Origin of the sequence: Legionella sp. W10-070 (assembly GCF_900640175.1) — a bacterium.
Taxonomy (GTDB): domain Bacteria; phylum Pseudomonadota; class Gammaproteobacteria; order Legionellales; family Legionellaceae; genus Tatlockia.
This window is the reverse complement of sequence record NZ_CAAAJC010000006.1, coordinates 1-17,139: the sequence shown is the minus strand read 5'-3', so window position 1 is coordinate 17,139 and position 17,139 is coordinate 1. Positions and strand designations below refer to the sequence as shown.

Here is a 17,139-nt window from a genome sequence, read left to right as displayed (position 1 = left end):
AGATAAGGTTAACGCTTCTTATGGATCAGATCCCATACCCCATGACCTAATTTGGTTCCTCGTTGTTCAAATTTAGTCAATGGCCTGGTTTCAGGACGCGGTGAAAAACCACCTTCTCCCTGGGTATTGGCCAAAGAAGGTTCTGCTGATAAAACAGTCAGCATATGGTCTGCATAGTCTTGCCAGTCTGTGGCGCAATGAATAAAACCACCCACCTTAAGCCGCCGACATAATAAATTAACAAACGCTGGCTGTATCAAGCGGCGTTTATGGTGACGTTTCTTAGGCCAGGGATCCGGGAAGAAAATCTGTATCCCCGCAAGACTGTTTTCTGCTATATGATGTTTAAAAATTTCAACCGCATCATGAGGAACAATACGTACATTACCAATGCCATGCTCATGCAGATCAGCCGCCAAACTGCCAATACCCGCCTTATGCACCTCTATCCCAATAAAATTCAGTTCAGGATATTGTTTTGCCATAGCCAACAAGGAAGCCCCCATGCCAAAACCAATCTCCACAATAGTTTCAGCTTGCCGGTCAAAGATCGTCTGAAAATTCCAGGGAGACTGGTTTAGGGCTAAAGCATAATGCTCCAGACTTTGATCTAACGCCTGCTGCTGCCTGTTACTGATACGCCCGGCACGTAATACGAAACTCTTGATTGTACGCATCCAATTTTTCTCACTGCTGTCTATTAATAATGTATGCCTCTTGCTGATCATTCCTGGTTGCCAATCAGACTGAAACATTGCAAATCGTATCTTTTTTTGTTATAAAACCGCTCTTGTATTTTACACCCGGTTAATTCGCCTGCGAATGCCTTGAATTTATACAAAACTGTATTATAATTTATCGAACATTTCGGAGTAACACCATGTCAAGAGTATGTCAGGTTACTGGCAAGCGACCTACTACAGGTAACAATGTATCGCACGCCAATAATAAAACAAAACGCCGCTTTTTACCTAATATTAAACGCCACCGCTTCTGGGTTGAAGAAGAAAATCGTTTCGTCTGCCTGAAAGTGAGTACTAAAGGCATGCGCATCATTGATAAATTAGGCATTAAGGCTGTTCTGGATAAGCTCAGAGCTAACGGCGAAAAAATTTAATTTTAAGAGGATAAAACCATGGCAGCTGTCACTATCAAAGTTAAGATGGAATCCACTGCAGGTACAGGCTACTTTATAACCACGACCAAAAATCCACGTAATCATCCTGAAAAGATGGAGTTTAAACGATACGATCCTGTTGTTCGTAAGCATGTGCTTTTTAAAGAGAAAAAAGTTAAATAACGCCCTTATCATGACCCTTGAAGGGTCAACTCCTTTTCATCAAGGACACCTGCCTGAGATTATATAAAGCTGTCATATGGCAAGTGTTCTTGTGAGCCTGGTTCAGTTTTTTTACCTGAATCATCTCTGCATCATCTTTACAATCTTCTCTATATTCAAGATACTTCAAAATGCCAAGTTTTAGATGAACCTTAGCATTTTGAAGCATCTTGGGTATATACTTTGATAAAAACATAAGAATATTTCAAGCTACTGGATAATCGTTTTGAATCAGTTACACTTGTAAAAAAGCAGTAGGAACAAAGAGGATTTGCATGAAACCATCGTTGCAGTTAAATATTAACCAGCAATTAACCCTGACTCCCCAACTTCAACAAGCTATTCGTTTATTACAATTGTCTACTCTCGATTTGCAACAGGAAATCGAGCAGGTGGTTGAATCCAACCCTATGCTGGAAATAACAGCCATTGAAGAAAAAGACGAGACCAGGCTTGAAGGTAATTCAAAAGAACATGATGAATTTAATGACTTTCAATGGTCCCAACTTTACCTTAATCAGAGCAAAAGAGGCAGCTTTGACGACATTGATTTTAATTATGAAAATTTCTATTGTACAACAACCAATTTACAAGACCATTTACGCTGGCAATTAAATTTGACTCCTATGTCTGATGTAGACAGGGTAATTGCCACCGCAATAATTGATGCAATCGATGATGATGGGTTTCTCACCCTCTCGATGACTGAATTGCATGCAAGCCTGGATAGCACAGATCATCCGCTGGACATAGAGGAAATTGAAGCAGTCCGTCATCAACTGCAACATTTTGACCCGATAGGCTGCGCCTCAAGCAATCTCGCAGAAAGTCTGCTGATTCAGCTCAATCAACTGCCTGATGCTAACAATGATATTGCTTTAGCCAAGCAAATTATTGGTGAGAATATTGAATTACTTGGCCAGCATAATTATCGGCAGATAATAAAAACTTACCAAATCAATGAAACGATTTTAGGTAGAGTGTTACAAATTATACAACGCCTCAATCCCAAACCCGGCAGTTTAATACAGCAAAGCACAACAGAGTACATTATTCCGGATATTATTGTTAAAAAAATTAATGGTGCCTGGGAAGCCACCCTCAACCAAAACACGTTACCTCGACTTAGTATAAACACGCAATATGCATCACTCATACAACGTGCTGATAACAGTGCGGATAACCAGTTTTTGAAAAACAACCTGCAGGAAGCACGATGGTTTTTGAAAAGTATACAAAGTCGGCAAGAAACCCTGCTCAAAGTTGCCCAGTGCATTGTGGAGTACCAGCAAGATTTCCTTGACCATGGGGAAGAAGCCATGAAGCCCCTGATCCTCAATGACATCGCCCTGGCTTTAGACATGCATGAGTCAACCATCTCCCGCGTCACCACCCAAAAATTTATGCATACTCCACGCGGCGTGTTTGAGCTAAAGTACTTTTTCTCCAGTCATGTGACTACCGTAACCGGTGGAGAATGTTCCTCTACAGCGATTCGCGCAGTAATCAAAAAACTGATTGCCGCGGAGAATCGTAAAAAGCCACTAAGCGACAGTAAGATTGCCCAATTGATTGGAGAGCAGGGTATTCAGGTAGCTCGGCGAACCGTAGCAAAATACCGTGAAGCGATGGGAATTGCACCATCTAATGAACGCAAGACAATTCGTAGTTAGTGTTAGTCAATGAGGAGAGCGTTATGCAAATCAATTTCAAAGGTCATAATGTCGAGATTACCCCGGCTCTAAGAGCCTTTACGATTGATAAATTCAATAAACTTGAACGTCATTTCGATAGAATCAATTCTGTCCATGTGGTTTTTGATATTGAAAAATTAAATCAGATTGCCGAAGCTTCTGTACAGGTTGCCAAAGGAGAATTGCATGCTCGAGCTGAATCAGAAGATATGTATGCTGCTATTGATGCCCTGATAGACAAACTGGACAGGCAACTTATAAAACATAAAGAGAAAATTCGTGACCATCGCGAATAATTCTTGAAAAAATTATCCATTGATTATAGAGTTGGTCATTATCGTTAAACGATAATGACCAAGCTCAACCCAAGGCTCACTTATTAAGATAGACTCTCCCGGACTCAGTACTCCGAGCTAACTGGTGCAATTAAACCTGCGGATTTTCTAATTTAAGCTTTACGCTGAACAATATTCAAAGCCCCTCTCAATTACTCCTGAAATTACTCTAAAAATACACATTTTTTGAATTGTCAGGTAAAATGACCCCTTTTGTTCTGGCCTTTAATTATGCAACTTTGTCAGGTTATTAAACCAAACTGTATCCATATTGATTCTGTTTCCCAAAGCAAAACAGCCGTCTTATTAAAAATAAGCCATCTCCTCAGCCAGGCTTATCCGGAATTAAATGCCGAAGAATTGTTTGATGCCTATTGGAAAAGGGAAAGTTTGGGAAGTACCGCTATTGGGCAAGGGATTACAATTCCTCATATACGCACAACCAGCATCTCCTCTCCGAAAGGCTGTATTATTAAATTACAAAACCCTGTTGATTTTGGCGCCACCGATAAACAACCTGTCGATTTGGTAATTGCTCTTGTTGTACCACAGGAACAGATTAACCAACATTTAGAATTATTAAATACAATTATCAAGCAATTCAGTATTCCTGAATTTCGTGATTCCTGCCGGGGCATGACTTGCAGCAAAGCATTCTACAGTTTACTGAGCGAAAACGCATCCGCGATTGAAGCCATGTAGTATCTTGGGTATATTTATGGTTAACAAGTAGTGAACTTTTTATTAATTTTGTAAAGATCATGAAATCGCATTGTGGAAAATTATAGCGCGTGTTACATTGCATTCTTATGATTAGAACCAAGATTACGATTATTAATAAATTAGGTTTGCATGCACGCGCTTCTGCAAAACTTGTTTCAACTACGTCAAGATTCCAAAGTCATATTGATGTCATCAAAGATACTCAGGTAGTTAACGGTAAGAGCATTATGGGCGTTATGATGCTTGCTGCCAATAAAAATACCGAACTCACTCTCCAGATTGAAGGGCCTGATGAAAAAGAAATGGAGCAAGCGATTGTTACGTTAATCAATAACCGCTTTGGCGAACCTGAATAATTCATTGACTATTTGCTATTCTCGCTGGACGAATGTTTTCGCTGCCTGCGTAGGCGCTGCAAGGCAAGCAGCGTTTGCACCGGTCCTGATAAAGCATAAGCAACAAAACTGGTAAATAAAACCACTGAGGGATTTGCAGCGATAGCCACAAACAAAATAACCATCACCAAAAGGTATAGAAAGGGAACTTTGCCTTTAAAATCAATTTCCTTAAAGCTATAATAGCGTATATTACTAACCATCAGAACTGCGGCAATCACAGTAATTACAGCAGTGAGTATGGCAATTACAAAATGAGTCAACTGATTTTGATAACAAAACCATACAAATGCAGAAACAATAGCAGCAGAAGGCGGGCAGGCAAGCCCCTGAAAATAGCGCCTGTCTGCCGTTTCACTTTTGGTATTGAAACGAGCCAGGCGTAAAGCAACCGCAGCGGTATAAATAAATGCCACCAGCCAACCTACCTTACCTAATTGATGGAGATTCCAGCTATAAAGCAGCAAGGCAGGTGCCACACCAAAGGTAACCATATCTGACAGGCTGTCATATTGAGCCCCAAAGGCAGTTTGAGTATTGGTCAGGCGGGCAATCCGTCCATCAAGGCCATCGGCAAGCATGCCAATAAAAATTGCGATCGCAGCAACTTCATACTGATGCTTTAAGGAAGCGACAATTGAGTAAAACGCAGCAAACAAACTCGCAGTGGTGAAAAGATTCGGCAGTAAATAGATACCTGAATGGCTTTCTTTTTGATTCACGAGCAAACATTCTCTTAATTAATATTAATCACATGCTAACATATTACACTCCTGCTCGCTATTATCTCAGGACAGGAGCCAGGGTAAACGCATCTAAAAGAAAGATATATAACCAAAATGTCTGCGCTCCAATCTTTATGCACATAATCTATGTGCTTGCTTTGGTACAAATCATATGGATACCGTGCATAAAGCACGGCAAGTAGGCAAGATGAAGCAATTTTATGTTCAAAGAGTAGATGCGTTTACCCTGGGACAGGAGCATCAAAGTTTGGTATTAATACCACCTATAGGATAAAAGACGAATAGACCCATTTCATTACAACTATCTAAATGCTTATTAATTAAACTTTAATGCGACTGCGCTGGCTATTATCTCGTTGTCTCTACAATATGATGCTATACTAGGCATACTGTTTTTAAAGTACCGCAGCCAAATGACCAACTCCGAAAACAAAAAGATTGTTATCGAAGGGATTACCGAACAAGGTAAACCTTTTCGACCAAGCGATTGGGCTGAACGGATGAGCGGAACTTTGGCAAGCTTTAAGAACCGACGCATCCATTATTCCCCCCTTTTACAGCCCAGTGTGCATACAGAGGGTTATAAATGTGTATTGCTTGACCCAAAACTTAAAGAATCAAGTCCCCAAGTCTATCAAGCGATTATTGATTTTGCCAAAGCCAACAATCTTAAAATTTGCGGAGAGAATGACTAACGAATAACCCGGTAATTTTTTACCTTTGTTTACAGCATCGGTTAATGCTGTTGGATATAAATAGAATTATTCACAACAGCATTAACCGATACGCTGTAGCGGCAGCGCCTTACTTTATATTTTTAGTGACACTGTTTATATTTTAATAGCCTTGATAATTCTTTATTGTGAACGTTAATTGCTCCAACTGCTCCATAATGGCATTCAGGATATTCGCCGTGTTTTGAAAATTCATGGCCAGGACACCAGCACAAAGAAAAACCAATCCTTTCGGACCCCACTGTATTCCTGGTTCACTTGCATGAACAAGAAGCACACAACCCCGAATAAACCAGATAATCCCTGCTGTCTGGATCAACAACCCCATTGAACTATAGATGTTATAGGGGTTGAAAGAACTGTATCCTAAAATATTTCCAGCCCCAAAAGTGGTATTTGCCATGATCCCCGCAACGGTTGGCAAAAATAAAAGTGCCGCTGCCCCTGCAAAGTAAGCCAGAGGCACAAAAACTCTTTCCGATGAACCACGCCCTGAGCCGGCAATTTTTTTTAACTTGGATATAGCCGTTATAAGTAATACAATACCTATAAGATAGGCACCACCTGTAAGAAGGTGTTGCACAGGATAGAGGGAGCGGCCGATATTGCCGATGATGGTAACTAAATCAGTGCTGTTCATAATCTAATTATATACCTAATTTTTTGTGCCCTCTTGCAATGGATAATTTTTCGCCTATATTAATCAATTTACTTATTATGTTGTAATTACTATGCAAGTTAATACCTTTCCTGTCACTTTGGAGGAAGCTTTTATGCTCTCCCCAAAGGTAAAACATTTTATCTTTCGTGCTGAAAATTCACCGCCTTTTGATTATATTCCCGGGCAGTTCATTACCATTCATTTTGAACGAGAGGGTAAAATGCTCAAGCGAAGCTATAGTATCGCTAATGTACCTGCCAAAGACAATCGTATCGAATTTGCAGCAGGGTATGTGGCTGGCGGGCCTGGAACAGAGTTATTATTTAACTTACAACCCGGTGACAAAATCCATATCAATGGACCATTTGGCCGTTTGATTTTAAAAGAATCCCCTAAACGTTATGTTCTGGTGGCAACCAGTACTGGCGTAACCCCTTACCGGGCAATGCTTCAGGAGTTAGCCTCTCGTTTGCAAATTGACCCGACGTTAAAAGTGGTCATCTTGCAGGGGGTACAAACACATGAAGAAATTCTCTACCCGGATGAGTTTCTTGCTTTTGCCTCCGAGTATCCACAAGTTAGTTTTCGCGCTCACTTGAGCCGGGAAGCAGAAAACAGTTTACAGGCCCATGAGTATCCCGGTTATGTACAACATGCTTTCCCCGAGCTTTCGCTAGATCCGGAAAATGACATGGTTTATTTGTGTGGGAATCCCGGTATGATTGATGAATCTTTCAATTATCTGAAAGAAAAGGGGTTTGGCATGCAACGCATTATACGTGAAAAATACATATCAGCTCCCGGCAAATAAAACTGGAGCTGCAGCCTGATAACAAGAGGAGAATAACGATCATGCATTATGATGAACTATCCGCAACCATGGAACAGCTGCTACAAGATGGCAAAGGGTTCTTGGCTGCCGATGAAAGCAATGGAACCATCGGCAAACGATTTGATGCCATTGGCATAGAAAACAGCGAAGAAAACCGTCGCAACTACCGCTTGCTGCTTGCCACAACGGCTGATTTAGAGCAATACATCAATGGCGTCATTTTATTTGAAGAAACATTTCAACACAAAGATGAGCAAGGCACGCCGATAGCTGATTTATTCGCGCAAAAAGGGATTATCCCCGGAATTAAAGTGGATAAAGGTTTAGTCAAGCTTGCCAATACCGATGATGAAAAAATTACTCAGGGTCTGGACGGCCTGATAGAACGCCTGCAGCATTTTAAAAATCTCGGTGCTCGTTTCGCAAAATGGCGCAATGTTTACTCAATTACGGAATACACCCCCAGCCTGACTGCAATTAAAGCAGGAGCAGAAGTTCTTGCCCGTTATGCTGCAGCCTGCCAGTCAGTCGGTATTGTCCCTATTGTTGAACCTGAAGTACTTATGGATGGCGAGCATGCTATTGAACATTGTGCAGAAGCTTGTGAAATGGTCTTGCACGAGCTATTTCATGCCCTGTTTATCCATCAGGTGGAATTGGAAAATATCGTGTTAAAACCCAGCATGATTACTGCCGGTAAAAGCAGCAAACCTTTTAGCACCCCTGAAGAGGTTGCCGAGTATACAATCAGCGTATTTCGTAACAATGTCCCTGCCGCAGTGCCCACAATCAATTTCCTTTCCGGTGGACAGTCTCCCCAACAGGCAACTGCCAATTTAAATGCCATCAATAATACCGGACATCAACCCTGGTTATTAAGCTTCTCTTATGGACGTGCCCTGCAAGAGGATTGCCTGAAAATCTGGGGTGGTAATAAAGAAAATGTCAGCGCCGCACAAGCTGCCTTGCTAAAGCGAGCCCGCTTAAACAGTGCTGCCTGCTTTGGCGAATATGAAGAGAGCATGGAGTAGGGCCCTTACACGGAGCTTAACCTAAAACACCCGGCTTACTTTAGGCTCTGTGAAAAAATTGGTTAACAGAGCCTAGTACAACGTTTCACTGATTCTGTCTTACACTGTCATTCCCGCGCAGGCGGGAATCCATAACCCAATTTAGCTCCTCACTTCACCTGAGAGATAGATTCCCGCCTGCGCGGGAATGACAAACTGGACAGATTCAGTGAAACGTTGTACTAGGCTCTGTTATACAAACTCAAAACGGGCCAGCAAGGGAACATGATCAGACAGTAACCGCCAGGGTTTTCCACTCAGGCATTGCACATCAGATACCTGCATTCCGCGAAAATAAATACGATCCACACAAAAAGCGGGCTTTATCGCAGGAAATGAGCGCGCATGCTGTCCCTCCAAACTATAAAATGCCTCATGAACACCCAGTTCTTCAAATAAGGGTTTGGATAAATGGTGGCGCCAATCATTAAAATCACCTGCCATCAGTAAAGGTTCATTTTCAGGAACCGCTTCATTGATACGATGCATTAGTGCCTTGCACTGTGAAGCCCTTTCAGCTTTAAACAGGCCCAAATGAACACAAAGCAAGTGGATAGTAGTCGGTGATTCACCTAAAATTTTTATTTGCCCATGCAAAATACTGCGAGATGCCCTGCTCATGGTTGATAAATTAATATTTTCAAAATCTTCAAAGGCAAATTTACTTAAGATGGCATTCCCATGATGCCCTGATTGATAAACAGCATTTTTTGCATACAGATAATGCGGCCAGATTTTCTCTGCAATATATTCAAATTGAGGTAAATCAGGCCAGGCATCAATACGTTTCTTACGGCGGCGATGCTCCCCCTGCACCTCCTGCAGAAAAACAAAATCAGGATTCAACGCTGACAATGCTTCTCGCATCTCAGGAAGCAAAAAACGGATTTTACCTAAACCAAATCCCTTATGGATGTTATAGGTAATCAGGGAAAAACTTCGCTTTTTTTGTTGCATATAGTTACTAAGAGTTAGCTTCTCCTTATAAGCATACACCAAGGTCTGCCACTAAGGAAAAATAAGACTCATCTTTCAGCTTAAGTCTACTATTATCATCCAGCGAAACCCTGACGGTAATCACTGCCGTCTTTACCTTTGGCCAAGGCAAAAAATACTTAAACAGCCACTCCGCTTGCAATAACAACGGGTAGATAAGTCAATATTTCTGGCTTTTTTCTCTGATTATTTACTGTAAAATTAATAATAGGCTAATTATAAAATTTTTTACTAATTTATGAAGAACTTCACCCTCTCTATCCCAGGATTTACAATTGCCGGCAAAGCATGGGGGAATCCTGCCCACCCACCTGTACTTGCCCTGCATGGTTGGTTGGACAATGCAAATTCTTTTGACTTATTAGCGCCCTATCTCGAGAAACAACTTTACCTGCTTGCTGTCGACCTTCCAGGCCACGGCCTTTCTTCTCATTTGCCGGAGGGCTGCCATTATCATTTTATTGATGGTCTTCTTACTGTCTTACAGATTATCAAAGCATTGCGTTTCAAACAGGTACATCTGTTAGGCCATTCGATGGGTGCCTGCCTGGCAAGCCTTGTAGCAGGTGTTTATCCTGAGCAAATTTTATCTCTGGCGCTGATTGAGGGATTGGGGCCGTTTTCCAAGCCTGAAGAAAGCTGCCGCAAGCAATTGGCTCAATATTTTCAACATCTTTCCTATCATTACAAAAACATGGAGGCGAAACCTTACCCATCAATTGCCGCAGCAGCAGAAGCACGAGCGAAACGAGGTTATTTATCCGTCGAGCATGCGGAAATCCTTTGCCAGCGGGGAGTCCATAAACAGAACAATGTCTTTTATTGGCGGCATGACAGACGGCTATTGACAGCGAATCCGTTGCGGATGACAGAAGGACAGGTTCTATCCTGCTTAAAGAATATCACCGCAAAAAGTTGCCTAATCTGGGCTGAAGGGGTCTCCATATTTAATGAATATGATATGAATACCAGAATAAAAGCCGTTGCTAATTTAACAATTTATCAATTAAAAGGAGGGCATCATATTCATATGGAACAACCAGAGGCAGTGGCAGATTATTTGGCTGGATTTTATGGGGTAAACTTAAATAATTAGCGTTAATTAACGAATCCTGCGGTCGATACCGCAGGATTTCACCAATAGAAAAGAACAACTACTGTGGTTTGAAGTTACAAAAATCATACTTGACAGCCACTTCTGCAAGCGATTCCCTCACATCATCTAATGGGTAATCCAGATCTCTTGCTGCACTAAGAACCCCGCAGCCTCCTTCATTAAAAGTTGAGTTAGGAGTCCAATAGTCCATATTGGCCTTTACCATAACATCAAAAGCCTTGCGGGTATCCCAGCCCGGCCTGGTTGCCAGCAAATAAAACAAGCGATTGAATACACCACTGGAATAATGAACATCCAAACCGCCATAATAATCATCAGCAGTGTCGATAGAGTCGCCATCCTTACTCGGCTTGTCCATATAACGCAAGGCTTCCCAACCGCTCTCTTCTTTCATAATTTCAGGACCAATTTGCCAACTGTTTTTACCGGTAGAGTAAAATTCAGCAGCTTGGGCTGCCATGTCGGAAAAGGCTTCATTGATACCGCCTGACTGCCCATAGTACTGTAAATTAGAGTGTTGTTCGGTAAATCCATGACTAATCTCATGCCCCCCTACCCCTAAAGAGACCAGGGGATACATCATATTTTCACCATCACCAAAAGTCATTCGCTTGCCATCCCAATAAGCATTCTCATAGCCCTCACCATAGTGGACACGCATGACTAGCTGCATAGGGGTGCCATCTCTTTTGGTTAACGCTTCAACCCCATACCAGTCATGATACATATGCTTGATAACATGACCCGCATAAAGCGCATCATTGGTTGGTGAATAAGCGCCGTTCTCTTTATCATAACCATCGCCATTATAGCCAGTCCAAAAAATAGGCATATCATCAACGGCTTGCTTACACTCAAACTTCATCGGTTTGGTCTTGGAAAAATACTCATGTTCCATATCAACTACCTTTACTTCCGTATTTTCCATATAACAATTGCCTTTTTTATCACGAGTCAGATGCAGTAAAGGATAGTCTTTACCATAAGCATACTCGCCAACTTTGGCGTTACCTCCAAATCCCATGCCTTCAACCGGGGTTCGAACGGTTTTGATGTCATTCCATTGGATAAAAGGCTTGTAAGACGCAGCATCGATAATTGCTGTCGGCCGCTCGGGAATTTTATCCTTATGACGAATAAATACACTCACCCTATAAGCCCAGTGTGCCTGCTTCTGTTCATCAATATAAATGACAGGGCTTACCTGTTCTTCACTGAGATCCTTATTTTTAAATTGCCCTGTAAACTCTTGCAGGGCAAGATTACCATTCTTAACAAAATTGGCAGCAGGCTGACCCAGCTCTTTTTGCAGCCCTTGATAGACAACCCCATTCATCATCACGTCTTTTTGAGCAGCTAACGTGTCAGCGGTATTTCTGCTATGCATAATCGCATAGCCACCAGTCACAGGAAATCCCATGTACTGTTGCTGCATGCGAATATGAGTCATTTGATTGCTGTCGGTTCTTTGCTGGAGAAATTGCAGGCTATCAACTGGAGCAGCGGAAGTTTTCTTAACTCCAGGAAGCAAAAGATGGAATTGTTGTTGCAGATTTTTAAACGACTCCTGTTGTAATGGCAGGGCTTCGGCAGCCTTGGCTGAGGTGGCCATAGTGAGAGCCAGGCAAGCAACTAACGGGGATAAATAAAAATTTGGGTGCATTAATCTACTCCTTTAACTAATTGAGGCGATCTCATCCGGGAGAGCCCTGTGTTGTTAGCTTATTTTTGCTTAACTTAACCTCTTAAAGCGTTATGGAAAGCGGAGTAACAACTATCCTTTGAACCTACCCGTTGAGTTGGACATTCAGATTTTAGATTAAGCATGCTTCGAGGTTGGCTTACTAAAATCCGAATGCAATCTTAACAGGGTATTGGTCAAACTAACATAGTTTTCCTTTTTTTAAAATTAACTTATTTTTAATTTTTGAAATTAATATCGTTATTAATTAAACTATGATCTAAAATTATCGATGAGAACGAAATTTTAAATTACGGGGGCAAAAGTACGGTTTTCCAAGTTTAGCGTTTTATTCTCAATAATACTCGCCGTCCGTCGCTTGACCGCAGGACGTCAACTAAGAAACCGCATTTAATCACACCGGTTAATACTTTACTTTGCGCTTTGCTTAAGGCTAACTCAACTTTTATCTATGAGCACTATTACTACAAATATCGAAATGGCTTTATCCTGTCTCAGGCAAGGTGACATCGTTGCTATCCCTACCGAAACAGTTTACGGTCTGGCAGGAAACGCTGAAAATGAGGCCGCAATCCGTAAAATTTATGCCATGAAGAAAAGGCCGCTAAATCACCCATTAATCATGCACGTTGCCGAGCATTGGGATCTGAGGCAATGGGTAGCGTTTATCCCGGATTATGCCCAGGTATTAATTAATCATTATTGGCCAGGCCCACTGACTCTGGTCATGAAGTCCAGACCGGAAAAGGTCAGTCCTTTAGTGACAGGCGGGCAAGATACCGTCGCATTACGTTGCCCCAAACACCCTGTCGCCCAATCGCTTTTAGCTCAACTCGGCGCACCATTGGTCGCTCCTTCAGCAAACCCCTTTGGCAAGATAAGCCCCACCACTGCCGAACATGTAAGAGATAGTTTCAAGGAGGAAAAATTGTTGATCCTCGATGGAGGACGATGCCAGGTAGGGATTGAATCAACAATTGTTGCCGCAATTAAACCAGAGGGCTATCAAATCCTGCGGCCTGGAAACATTGATGAAGCAGACATTAATAAACTTCTGCCTTCAATGGCATTAAAAGAAAATAGTCCCATTCGCGTACCGGGAAAACTAGCCAGTCATTATCAACCTGAAAAGCCTTTACATGTTTTTTCTGATCTCAAGGCACTTGAGAATTTTTGCCGACAAGCCAATACGCCGGTTTATGTGCTCTCTTTCACTCGTATCCCAGAATATCCTTGTGAGTTCTATTATCAGCTTCCTGCTTCAGCCGATGAAGCCGCCTTTGAACTTTACTATCAACTTCGCCGTGCCGATCAATCCGCTGCAACCGCTATTGCAATTGAATTACCTCCAGAGTCCGAACGTTGGCAGGGAGTGAGGGAACGCATCTTAAAAGCAGGCCATCGTGGCTGAGCTGGTTTGGGCTTTAGTCACCAGCCTTGGCCAAATGCATTAATACCTGCGCTGGAGTTACTTTATCGCCCTTTTGGCAAAAAATGCTCTCCACCGTACCATTAAAAGGCGCATGAATCTCCGTCTCCATTTTCATCGCCTCAAGGACAAACAATACCTGCCCTGCCCTAACCTTTTCACCGGCCTGAACATTGATATTAATGACAGTACCCGGCATGGCCACTGTAATATCCCCTGCAGCAAGTGGTTTTTTCCTGCTCGTAACAGCTGTCATCGTTTCTTCTTCGAGATTGATTACCACTTCTTCAGGAACACCATCCAGCCATAAAAAACAAGCCCGCTGATTGCTCTCTCGCTCGCCATAACCTGCAATTTTGACATGGTAACTTTCGCCATGCAGGGTGATATCAAATTCCGATAGGGTACTGCCTTGGTCAGATATATTAGTGGTTATTAAAGGCTCTGGAAGCAAGGAATTATTTTTTCGCTGCTCCAGAAACTGCCTACCTACCTCAGGAAACATGGCGTAAGTAAGTACATCTTCATCACTTGCTGCGGTTTCACCAATCTCTTTGCTCAATCGCGTTAATTCATCAGGCAGCAAATCAGCCGGCCTTACATCAATGATGTCAGTCTGGCCTATCGCTTTCCTGCGTAAACCTGAGCTAATCTTTCCCGGTGCAGCACCGTATTTTCCCTGGCAATAAAGTTTAACCTCATTGGTGATCGTCTGATATCGGACACCAGTTAATACATTCATGACCGCCTGGGTGCCTACAATTTGCGAAGTCGGTGTAACTAACGGCGGATAACCCAAATCTTTACGCACACGCGGGATTTCTTCATAGACAGCATTAATTTTATCCAGCGCCTGCTGTTCCTTCAATTGGCTGTAAAGATTGGATATCATCCCTCCAGGCACCTGATAAAGCTGGACTCGAGGATCAGTTTCACTCGCCTCACTTTCAAACTGCTGGTATTTTTTCCGCACTTCCTTGAAGTATTCACCAATCTCCAGCAACAGATTTAAATTTAACCCGGTATCAAACGCTGTGCCTGCAAGTGCAGCGACCAGTGACTCTGTCGCTGGATGCGATGCACCTCCTGAAAAGGAAGAAATCGCAGTATCAATATGGCGACAGCCAGCAATCACCGCCTGATAATGGCACATGCTGGCAAGCCCCGAAGTGGCATGGCTATGCAAATGGATGGGTAAGCGGGTTGCTTGAGCTAAAGCAGTATACAACTCTACCGTTGCCTGAGGTGTTAATAAGCCTGCCATATCTTTAATGGCGATGCTGTCGCATCCCATATCAGCCAGGGCTTTGCCCATATTGACGAAGCTTTTCAAGGTATGGACAGGGCTTGTTGTATAACAGATGGTTCCCTGAGCATGTTTTTTGTTTGCCTTGACTGCCTTTAAGGCCGTACGCAGATTGCGTACATCATTCAATGCATCAAAAACACGAAAGACATCAATCCCGTTTTTTGCTGCTAAATTGATGAAAGCTTCTACAACATCATCGGCATAATGACGATAACCCAGCAGGTTCTGGCCACGCAGCAGCATGGATAAAGGCGTATTAGGTAACGCTTTCCTTAGTTGCCGCAAACGACCCCAGGGATCTTCCTTTAAAAACCGCAAGCAGGCATCAAAGGTTGCCCCTCCCCATACCTCCATCGCCCAAAACCCTACCTGATCCATTTTCTTACAGGCAGGCAGCATATCTTCTGTGCGCAGTCGGGTTGCGATTAAACACTGATGGGCATCACGTAAAGTGACATCCGTTATGTATGTGGCAGCCATAAATCAATCCATTGTTGTTAGAATTAGCAATACTGCTTTATTAGCAGACTATCTCATTCGCATATAATCCAGAATGTAGTGATCTCTTAATTACCTTATTTTAATTCTTTCAGGATTTTTAAGCGCCCTATGCACAGCACTATCCACACATTTTGTGGATTACTGGCTTAAGGCGTAAAAGCCCGGACGCAACGAACCCGTCTGAAAACAACCTTAGACTCCATGAACAGAGTGCCTGTGGTAAAATCAATCTCAAAGACATCCCACTCCGGGTCAGGATCTGAGGCTAATGCAGTGGAACTCCAATAACTATTAGGGCTAAAACCGCCAATAGCAATCTGCTCATCATACAGGCAACTGAGTTGGTCTGTAGCTGGCAAAAACCAGTCGTTATAACAGGCATTCCCTGCCTGGCAAGGGGTATTGCCTTCTGAATCCACGGTGAAGTCATTACAAAGCTGGGCGGCATAACTGCCCCCACCTAATGCGCTAATAATGGCCGCAGTGTTGGCAGCGCCATCAGCAGGACTTGTTGCATTGGTTATTACACCATCCATTATAACTTCCGCCCATCGAATACCTACGCTGTTATCGGCAGTGGCTGCAATCAGATTATTCAGCCCTCCGTTCAAGCAAGCAATGGTACCACCCCCTGAAGACTGTCCTACTGCGGTGGCCACGTAAGTATAGCCATTAGCCAGTGTGGCGCCACCTGCCGGTGTGTCAATCACCACATCCACAACCCCTGGTGCATGGTCAGGCGTGACGCCAGTCACCGTCGTAGAATTGACCACATTAACACTGGTCGCTGCTATCCCGTCAAAGGTGACGCTTGTCGCACCCGTTAACCCGGTTCCGGTTAAGGTGAAACCTGTCCCCCCAGATGCCGTGCCTGAAGCCGGGTTGATGGCGGTTAGCGTACTCCCTGATTGAATCGCAATGGCTGCCGTCAGCGCATTGGTATTGGTGCCCTGGATGGTGAAATTGGTTTGCGGCACCACCGTATTCCCTGGTGTATAAGTCAGTGTGCAATTGCCTCCTGGCGGTACATTCCCACAGGTATTCCCTGTTTCAGTGACATTGCCATCCAGGGCTGTCCCTGTGAAATTGGAGGTGATGTTGGTAGCAGCCACTTGCGTCGATGTGTTGTTAATCGTGAGCTGTCCTGTTGCACCATTAACTGTAAGTGTTAAAGGAGACCCTGTGACGCTAATCACCGCATCCGTTATCGCTGGCGCCTGAGAAATGCGTAAAATATTGGCGCTACTGGGCCGATAACACTGGCTGGTAGAGCCTTGTTGGCAAACCACTGGCCCATCGGCAATAGGGCTGCTTATCTGGCTGCCAACTATTTGTAAAGACAGAATGCAGGAACTTTTGCCCCTGAGCACAAATGGATTGCCACAAATGCCCAGTCCAGAGTTGGTTTGGGTAACGCCACCAATGGATTGCATCACCAACGTCTTCGGCTTGCTCGATTGATTAGTCACCCGGTATTGCACCATCGCCGTACCATTGGCAGGCACTGCAACCGTGGTCGCTGTCAGGGGTTCAAAGATCCACAAGGGAGTCCCTGC

Annotated in this window: 19 protein-coding genes; 12 read left to right on the top strand and 7 right to left on the bottom strand. The window is 43.2% G+C overall.

Going from position 1 to position 17,139, the window contains the following annotated elements; all coding sequences use genetic code 11:
• Window positions 1–8 precede the first annotated feature (8 nt).
• Window positions 9–677 carry a tRNA (guanosine(46)-N7)-methyltransferase TrmB gene (gene trmB, locus E1O65_RS03620; protein ID WP_242601529.1) on the bottom strand — a complete coding sequence of 223 codons (669 nt, stop codon included), beginning with the start codon at window positions 675–677 and terminating at the stop codon, window positions 9–11.
• 203 nt (window positions 678–880) lie between these two features.
• Here trmB and rpmB point away from each other — a divergent pair, with 203 nt between their 5' ends.
• From rpmB to E1O65_RS03590, 6 genes are all read left to right on the top strand, one after another.
• Entirely contained in the window at window positions 881–1,117 is a 237-nt protein-coding gene (gene rpmB, locus E1O65_RS03615) for a 50S ribosomal protein L28 (RefSeq protein ID WP_133132233.1), read from the top strand.
• An 18-nt stretch (window positions 1,118–1,135) separates the two neighbouring features.
• Window positions 1,136–1,300 carry a 50S ribosomal protein L33 gene (gene rpmG / locus E1O65_RS03610; protein ID WP_133132232.1) on the top strand — a complete coding sequence of 55 codons (165 nt, stop codon included), beginning with the start codon at window positions 1,136–1,138 and terminating at the stop codon, window positions 1,298–1,300.
• A 314-nt stretch (window positions 1,301–1,614) separates the two neighbouring features.
• A complete protein-coding gene (locus E1O65_RS03605) occupies window positions 1,615–3,012 on the top strand; it encodes an RNA polymerase factor sigma-54 (RefSeq protein ID WP_133132231.1) in 1,398 nt (465 codons plus the stop codon).
• A 23-nt stretch (window positions 3,013–3,035) separates the two neighbouring features.
• Window positions 3,036–3,329: a ribosome hibernation promoting factor gene (gene hpf, locus E1O65_RS03600; RefSeq protein ID WP_133132230.1), complete on the top strand. Its 294-nt coding sequence runs from the start codon at window positions 3,036–3,038 to the stop codon at window positions 3,327–3,329.
• Window positions 3,330–3,599: 270 nt separating this feature from the next.
• Window positions 3,600–4,070, top strand: coding sequence for a PTS sugar transporter subunit IIA (locus E1O65_RS03595; protein WP_133132229.1), 471 nt, complete (start codon window positions 3,600–3,602; stop codon window positions 4,068–4,070).
• 107 nt (window positions 4,071–4,177) lie between these two features.
• Window positions 4,178–4,447 carry an HPr family phosphocarrier protein gene (locus E1O65_RS03590; RefSeq protein WP_133132228.1) on the top strand — a complete coding sequence of 90 codons (270 nt, stop codon included), beginning with the start codon at window positions 4,178–4,180 and terminating at the stop codon, window positions 4,445–4,447.
• Between the two features lie 8 nt (window positions 4,448–4,455).
• On the opposite strand, the gene pssA is transcribed toward E1O65_RS03590, so the two are convergent.
• Entirely contained in the window at window positions 4,456–5,208 is a 753-nt protein-coding gene (gene pssA / locus E1O65_RS03585) for a CDP-diacylglycerol--serine O-phosphatidyltransferase (protein WP_165474891.1), read from the bottom strand.
• A 175-nt stretch (window positions 5,209–5,383) separates the two neighbouring features.
• Between pssA and E1O65_RS12690 the strand changes: the two genes are divergently transcribed.
• A complete protein-coding gene (locus E1O65_RS12690) occupies window positions 5,384–5,506 on the top strand; it encodes a hypothetical protein (protein ID WP_278043640.1) in 123 nt (40 codons plus the stop codon).
• A gap of 139 nt (window positions 5,507–5,645) precedes the next feature.
• Window positions 5,646–5,927 (top strand): DUF3579 domain-containing protein, encoded by a 282-nt coding sequence (locus E1O65_RS03580; RefSeq protein ID WP_133132226.1) that lies wholly within the window; start codon window positions 5,646–5,648, stop codon window positions 5,925–5,927.
• 142 nt (window positions 5,928–6,069) lie between these two features.
• On the opposite strand, the gene E1O65_RS03575 is transcribed toward E1O65_RS03580, so the two are convergent.
• Window positions 6,070–6,606 carry a type IV secretion protein IcmC gene (locus E1O65_RS03575; protein WP_133132225.1) on the bottom strand — a complete coding sequence of 179 codons (537 nt, stop codon included), beginning with the start codon at window positions 6,604–6,606 and terminating at the stop codon, window positions 6,070–6,072.
• Between the two features lie 91 nt (window positions 6,607–6,697).
• Here E1O65_RS03575 and E1O65_RS03570 point away from each other — a divergent pair, with 91 nt between their 5' ends.
• Complete coding sequence (locus tag E1O65_RS03570; protein WP_133132224.1) at window positions 6,698–7,438, top strand: ferredoxin--NADP reductase; 741 nt, start codon at window positions 6,698–6,700, stop codon at window positions 7,436–7,438.
• Window positions 7,439–7,479: 41 nt separating this feature from the next.
• Entirely contained in the window at window positions 7,480–8,490 is a 1,011-nt protein-coding gene (locus E1O65_RS03565) for a class I fructose-bisphosphate aldolase (protein ID WP_133132223.1), read from the top strand.
• Between the two features lie 231 nt (window positions 8,491–8,721).
• Here E1O65_RS03565 and E1O65_RS03560 read toward each other — a convergent pair whose 3' ends face one another.
• A complete protein-coding gene (locus E1O65_RS03560) occupies window positions 8,722–9,486 on the bottom strand; it encodes an endonuclease/exonuclease/phosphatase family protein (protein ID WP_133132222.1) in 765 nt (254 codons plus the stop codon).
• 277 nt (window positions 9,487–9,763) lie between these two features.
• Between E1O65_RS03560 and E1O65_RS03555 the strand changes: the two genes are divergently transcribed.
• Window positions 9,764–10,621: an alpha/beta hydrolase gene (locus tag E1O65_RS03555; protein WP_133132221.1), complete on the top strand. Its 858-nt coding sequence runs from the start codon at window positions 9,764–9,766 to the stop codon at window positions 10,619–10,621.
• A gap of 58 nt (window positions 10,622–10,679) precedes the next feature.
• Here E1O65_RS03555 and proA read toward each other — a convergent pair whose 3' ends face one another.
• Complete coding sequence (gene proA / locus E1O65_RS03550) at window positions 10,680–12,305, bottom strand: zinc metalloprotease ProA (protein ID WP_133132220.1); 1,626 nt, start codon at window positions 12,303–12,305, stop codon at window positions 10,680–10,682.
• 490 nt (window positions 12,306–12,795) lie between these two features.
• On the opposite strand from proA, the gene E1O65_RS03545 reads away from it, so the two are divergent.
• Window positions 12,796–13,755, top strand: coding sequence for an L-threonylcarbamoyladenylate synthase (locus E1O65_RS03545; protein ID WP_133132219.1), 960 nt, complete (start codon window positions 12,796–12,798; stop codon window positions 13,753–13,755).
• Window positions 13,756–13,768: 13 nt separating this feature from the next.
• Here the strand turns inward: E1O65_RS03545 and oadA are convergent, their stop codons facing one another.
• Together oadA and E1O65_RS03535 are read right to left on the bottom strand one after the other, a co-directional pair.
• The gene (gene oadA / locus E1O65_RS03540; RefSeq protein WP_133132218.1) at window positions 13,769–15,562 is read right to left on the bottom strand and encodes a sodium-extruding oxaloacetate decarboxylase subunit alpha; all 1,794 of its coding nucleotides are present in this window, start codon (window positions 15,560–15,562) and stop codon (window positions 13,769–13,771) included.
• A 167-nt stretch (window positions 15,563–15,729) separates the two neighbouring features.
• A partial coding sequence (locus tag E1O65_RS03535) for an IPT/TIG domain-containing protein (RefSeq protein ID WP_242601527.1) occupies window positions 15,730–17,139 on the bottom strand: 1,410 nt, incomplete at its 5' end.

Excerpts from the sequence above, each read along its gene's own strand:
- trmB (WP_242601529.1), bottom strand. The coding sequence starts at position 677 with ATGCGTACAATCAAGAGTTTCGTATTACGTGCCGGGCGTATCAGTAAC.
- rpmB (WP_133132233.1), top strand. The coding sequence starts at position 881 with ATGTCAAGAGTATGTCAGGTTACTGGCAAGCGACCTACTACAGGTAAC.
- rpmG (WP_133132232.1), top strand. The coding sequence starts at position 1,136 with ATGGCAGCTGTCACTATCAAAGTTAAGATGGAATCCACTGCAGGTACA.
- E1O65_RS03605 (WP_133132231.1), top strand. The coding sequence starts at position 1,615 with ATGAAACCATCGTTGCAGTTAAATATTAACCAGCAATTAACCCTGACT.
- hpf (WP_133132230.1), top strand. The coding sequence starts at position 3,036 with ATGCAAATCAATTTCAAAGGTCATAATGTCGAGATTACCCCGGCTCTA.
- E1O65_RS03595 (WP_133132229.1), top strand. The coding sequence starts at position 3,600 with ATGCAACTTTGTCAGGTTATTAAACCAAACTGTATCCATATTGATTCT.
- E1O65_RS03590 (WP_133132228.1), top strand. The coding sequence starts at position 4,178 with ATGATTAGAACCAAGATTACGATTATTAATAAATTAGGTTTGCATGCA.
- E1O65_RS12690 (WP_278043640.1), top strand. The coding sequence starts at position 5,384 with ATGGATACCGTGCATAAAGCACGGCAAGTAGGCAAGATGAAGCAATTT.
- E1O65_RS03580 (WP_133132226.1), top strand. The coding sequence starts at position 5,646 with ATGACCAACTCCGAAAACAAAAAGATTGTTATCGAAGGGATTACCGAA.
- E1O65_RS03575 (WP_133132225.1), bottom strand. The coding sequence starts at position 6,606 with ATGAACAGCACTGATTTAGTTACCATCATCGGCAATATCGGCCGCTCC.
- E1O65_RS03570 (WP_133132224.1), top strand. The coding sequence starts at position 6,698 with ATGCAAGTTAATACCTTTCCTGTCACTTTGGAGGAAGCTTTTATGCTC.
- E1O65_RS03565 (WP_133132223.1), top strand. The coding sequence starts at position 7,480 with ATGCATTATGATGAACTATCCGCAACCATGGAACAGCTGCTACAAGAT.
- E1O65_RS03560 (WP_133132222.1), bottom strand. The coding sequence starts at position 9,486 with ATGCAACAAAAAAAGCGAAGTTTTTCCCTGATTACCTATAACATCCAT.
- E1O65_RS03555 (WP_133132221.1), top strand. The coding sequence starts at position 9,764 with ATGAAGAACTTCACCCTCTCTATCCCAGGATTTACAATTGCCGGCAAA.
- proA (WP_133132220.1), bottom strand. The coding sequence starts at position 12,305 with ATGCACCCAAATTTTTATTTATCCCCGTTAGTTGCTTGCCTGGCTCTC.
- E1O65_RS03545 (WP_133132219.1), top strand. The coding sequence starts at position 12,796 with ATGAGCACTATTACTACAAATATCGAAATGGCTTTATCCTGTCTCAGG.
- oadA (WP_133132218.1), bottom strand. The coding sequence starts at position 15,562 with ATGGCTGCCACATACATAACGGATGTCACTTTACGTGATGCCCATCAG.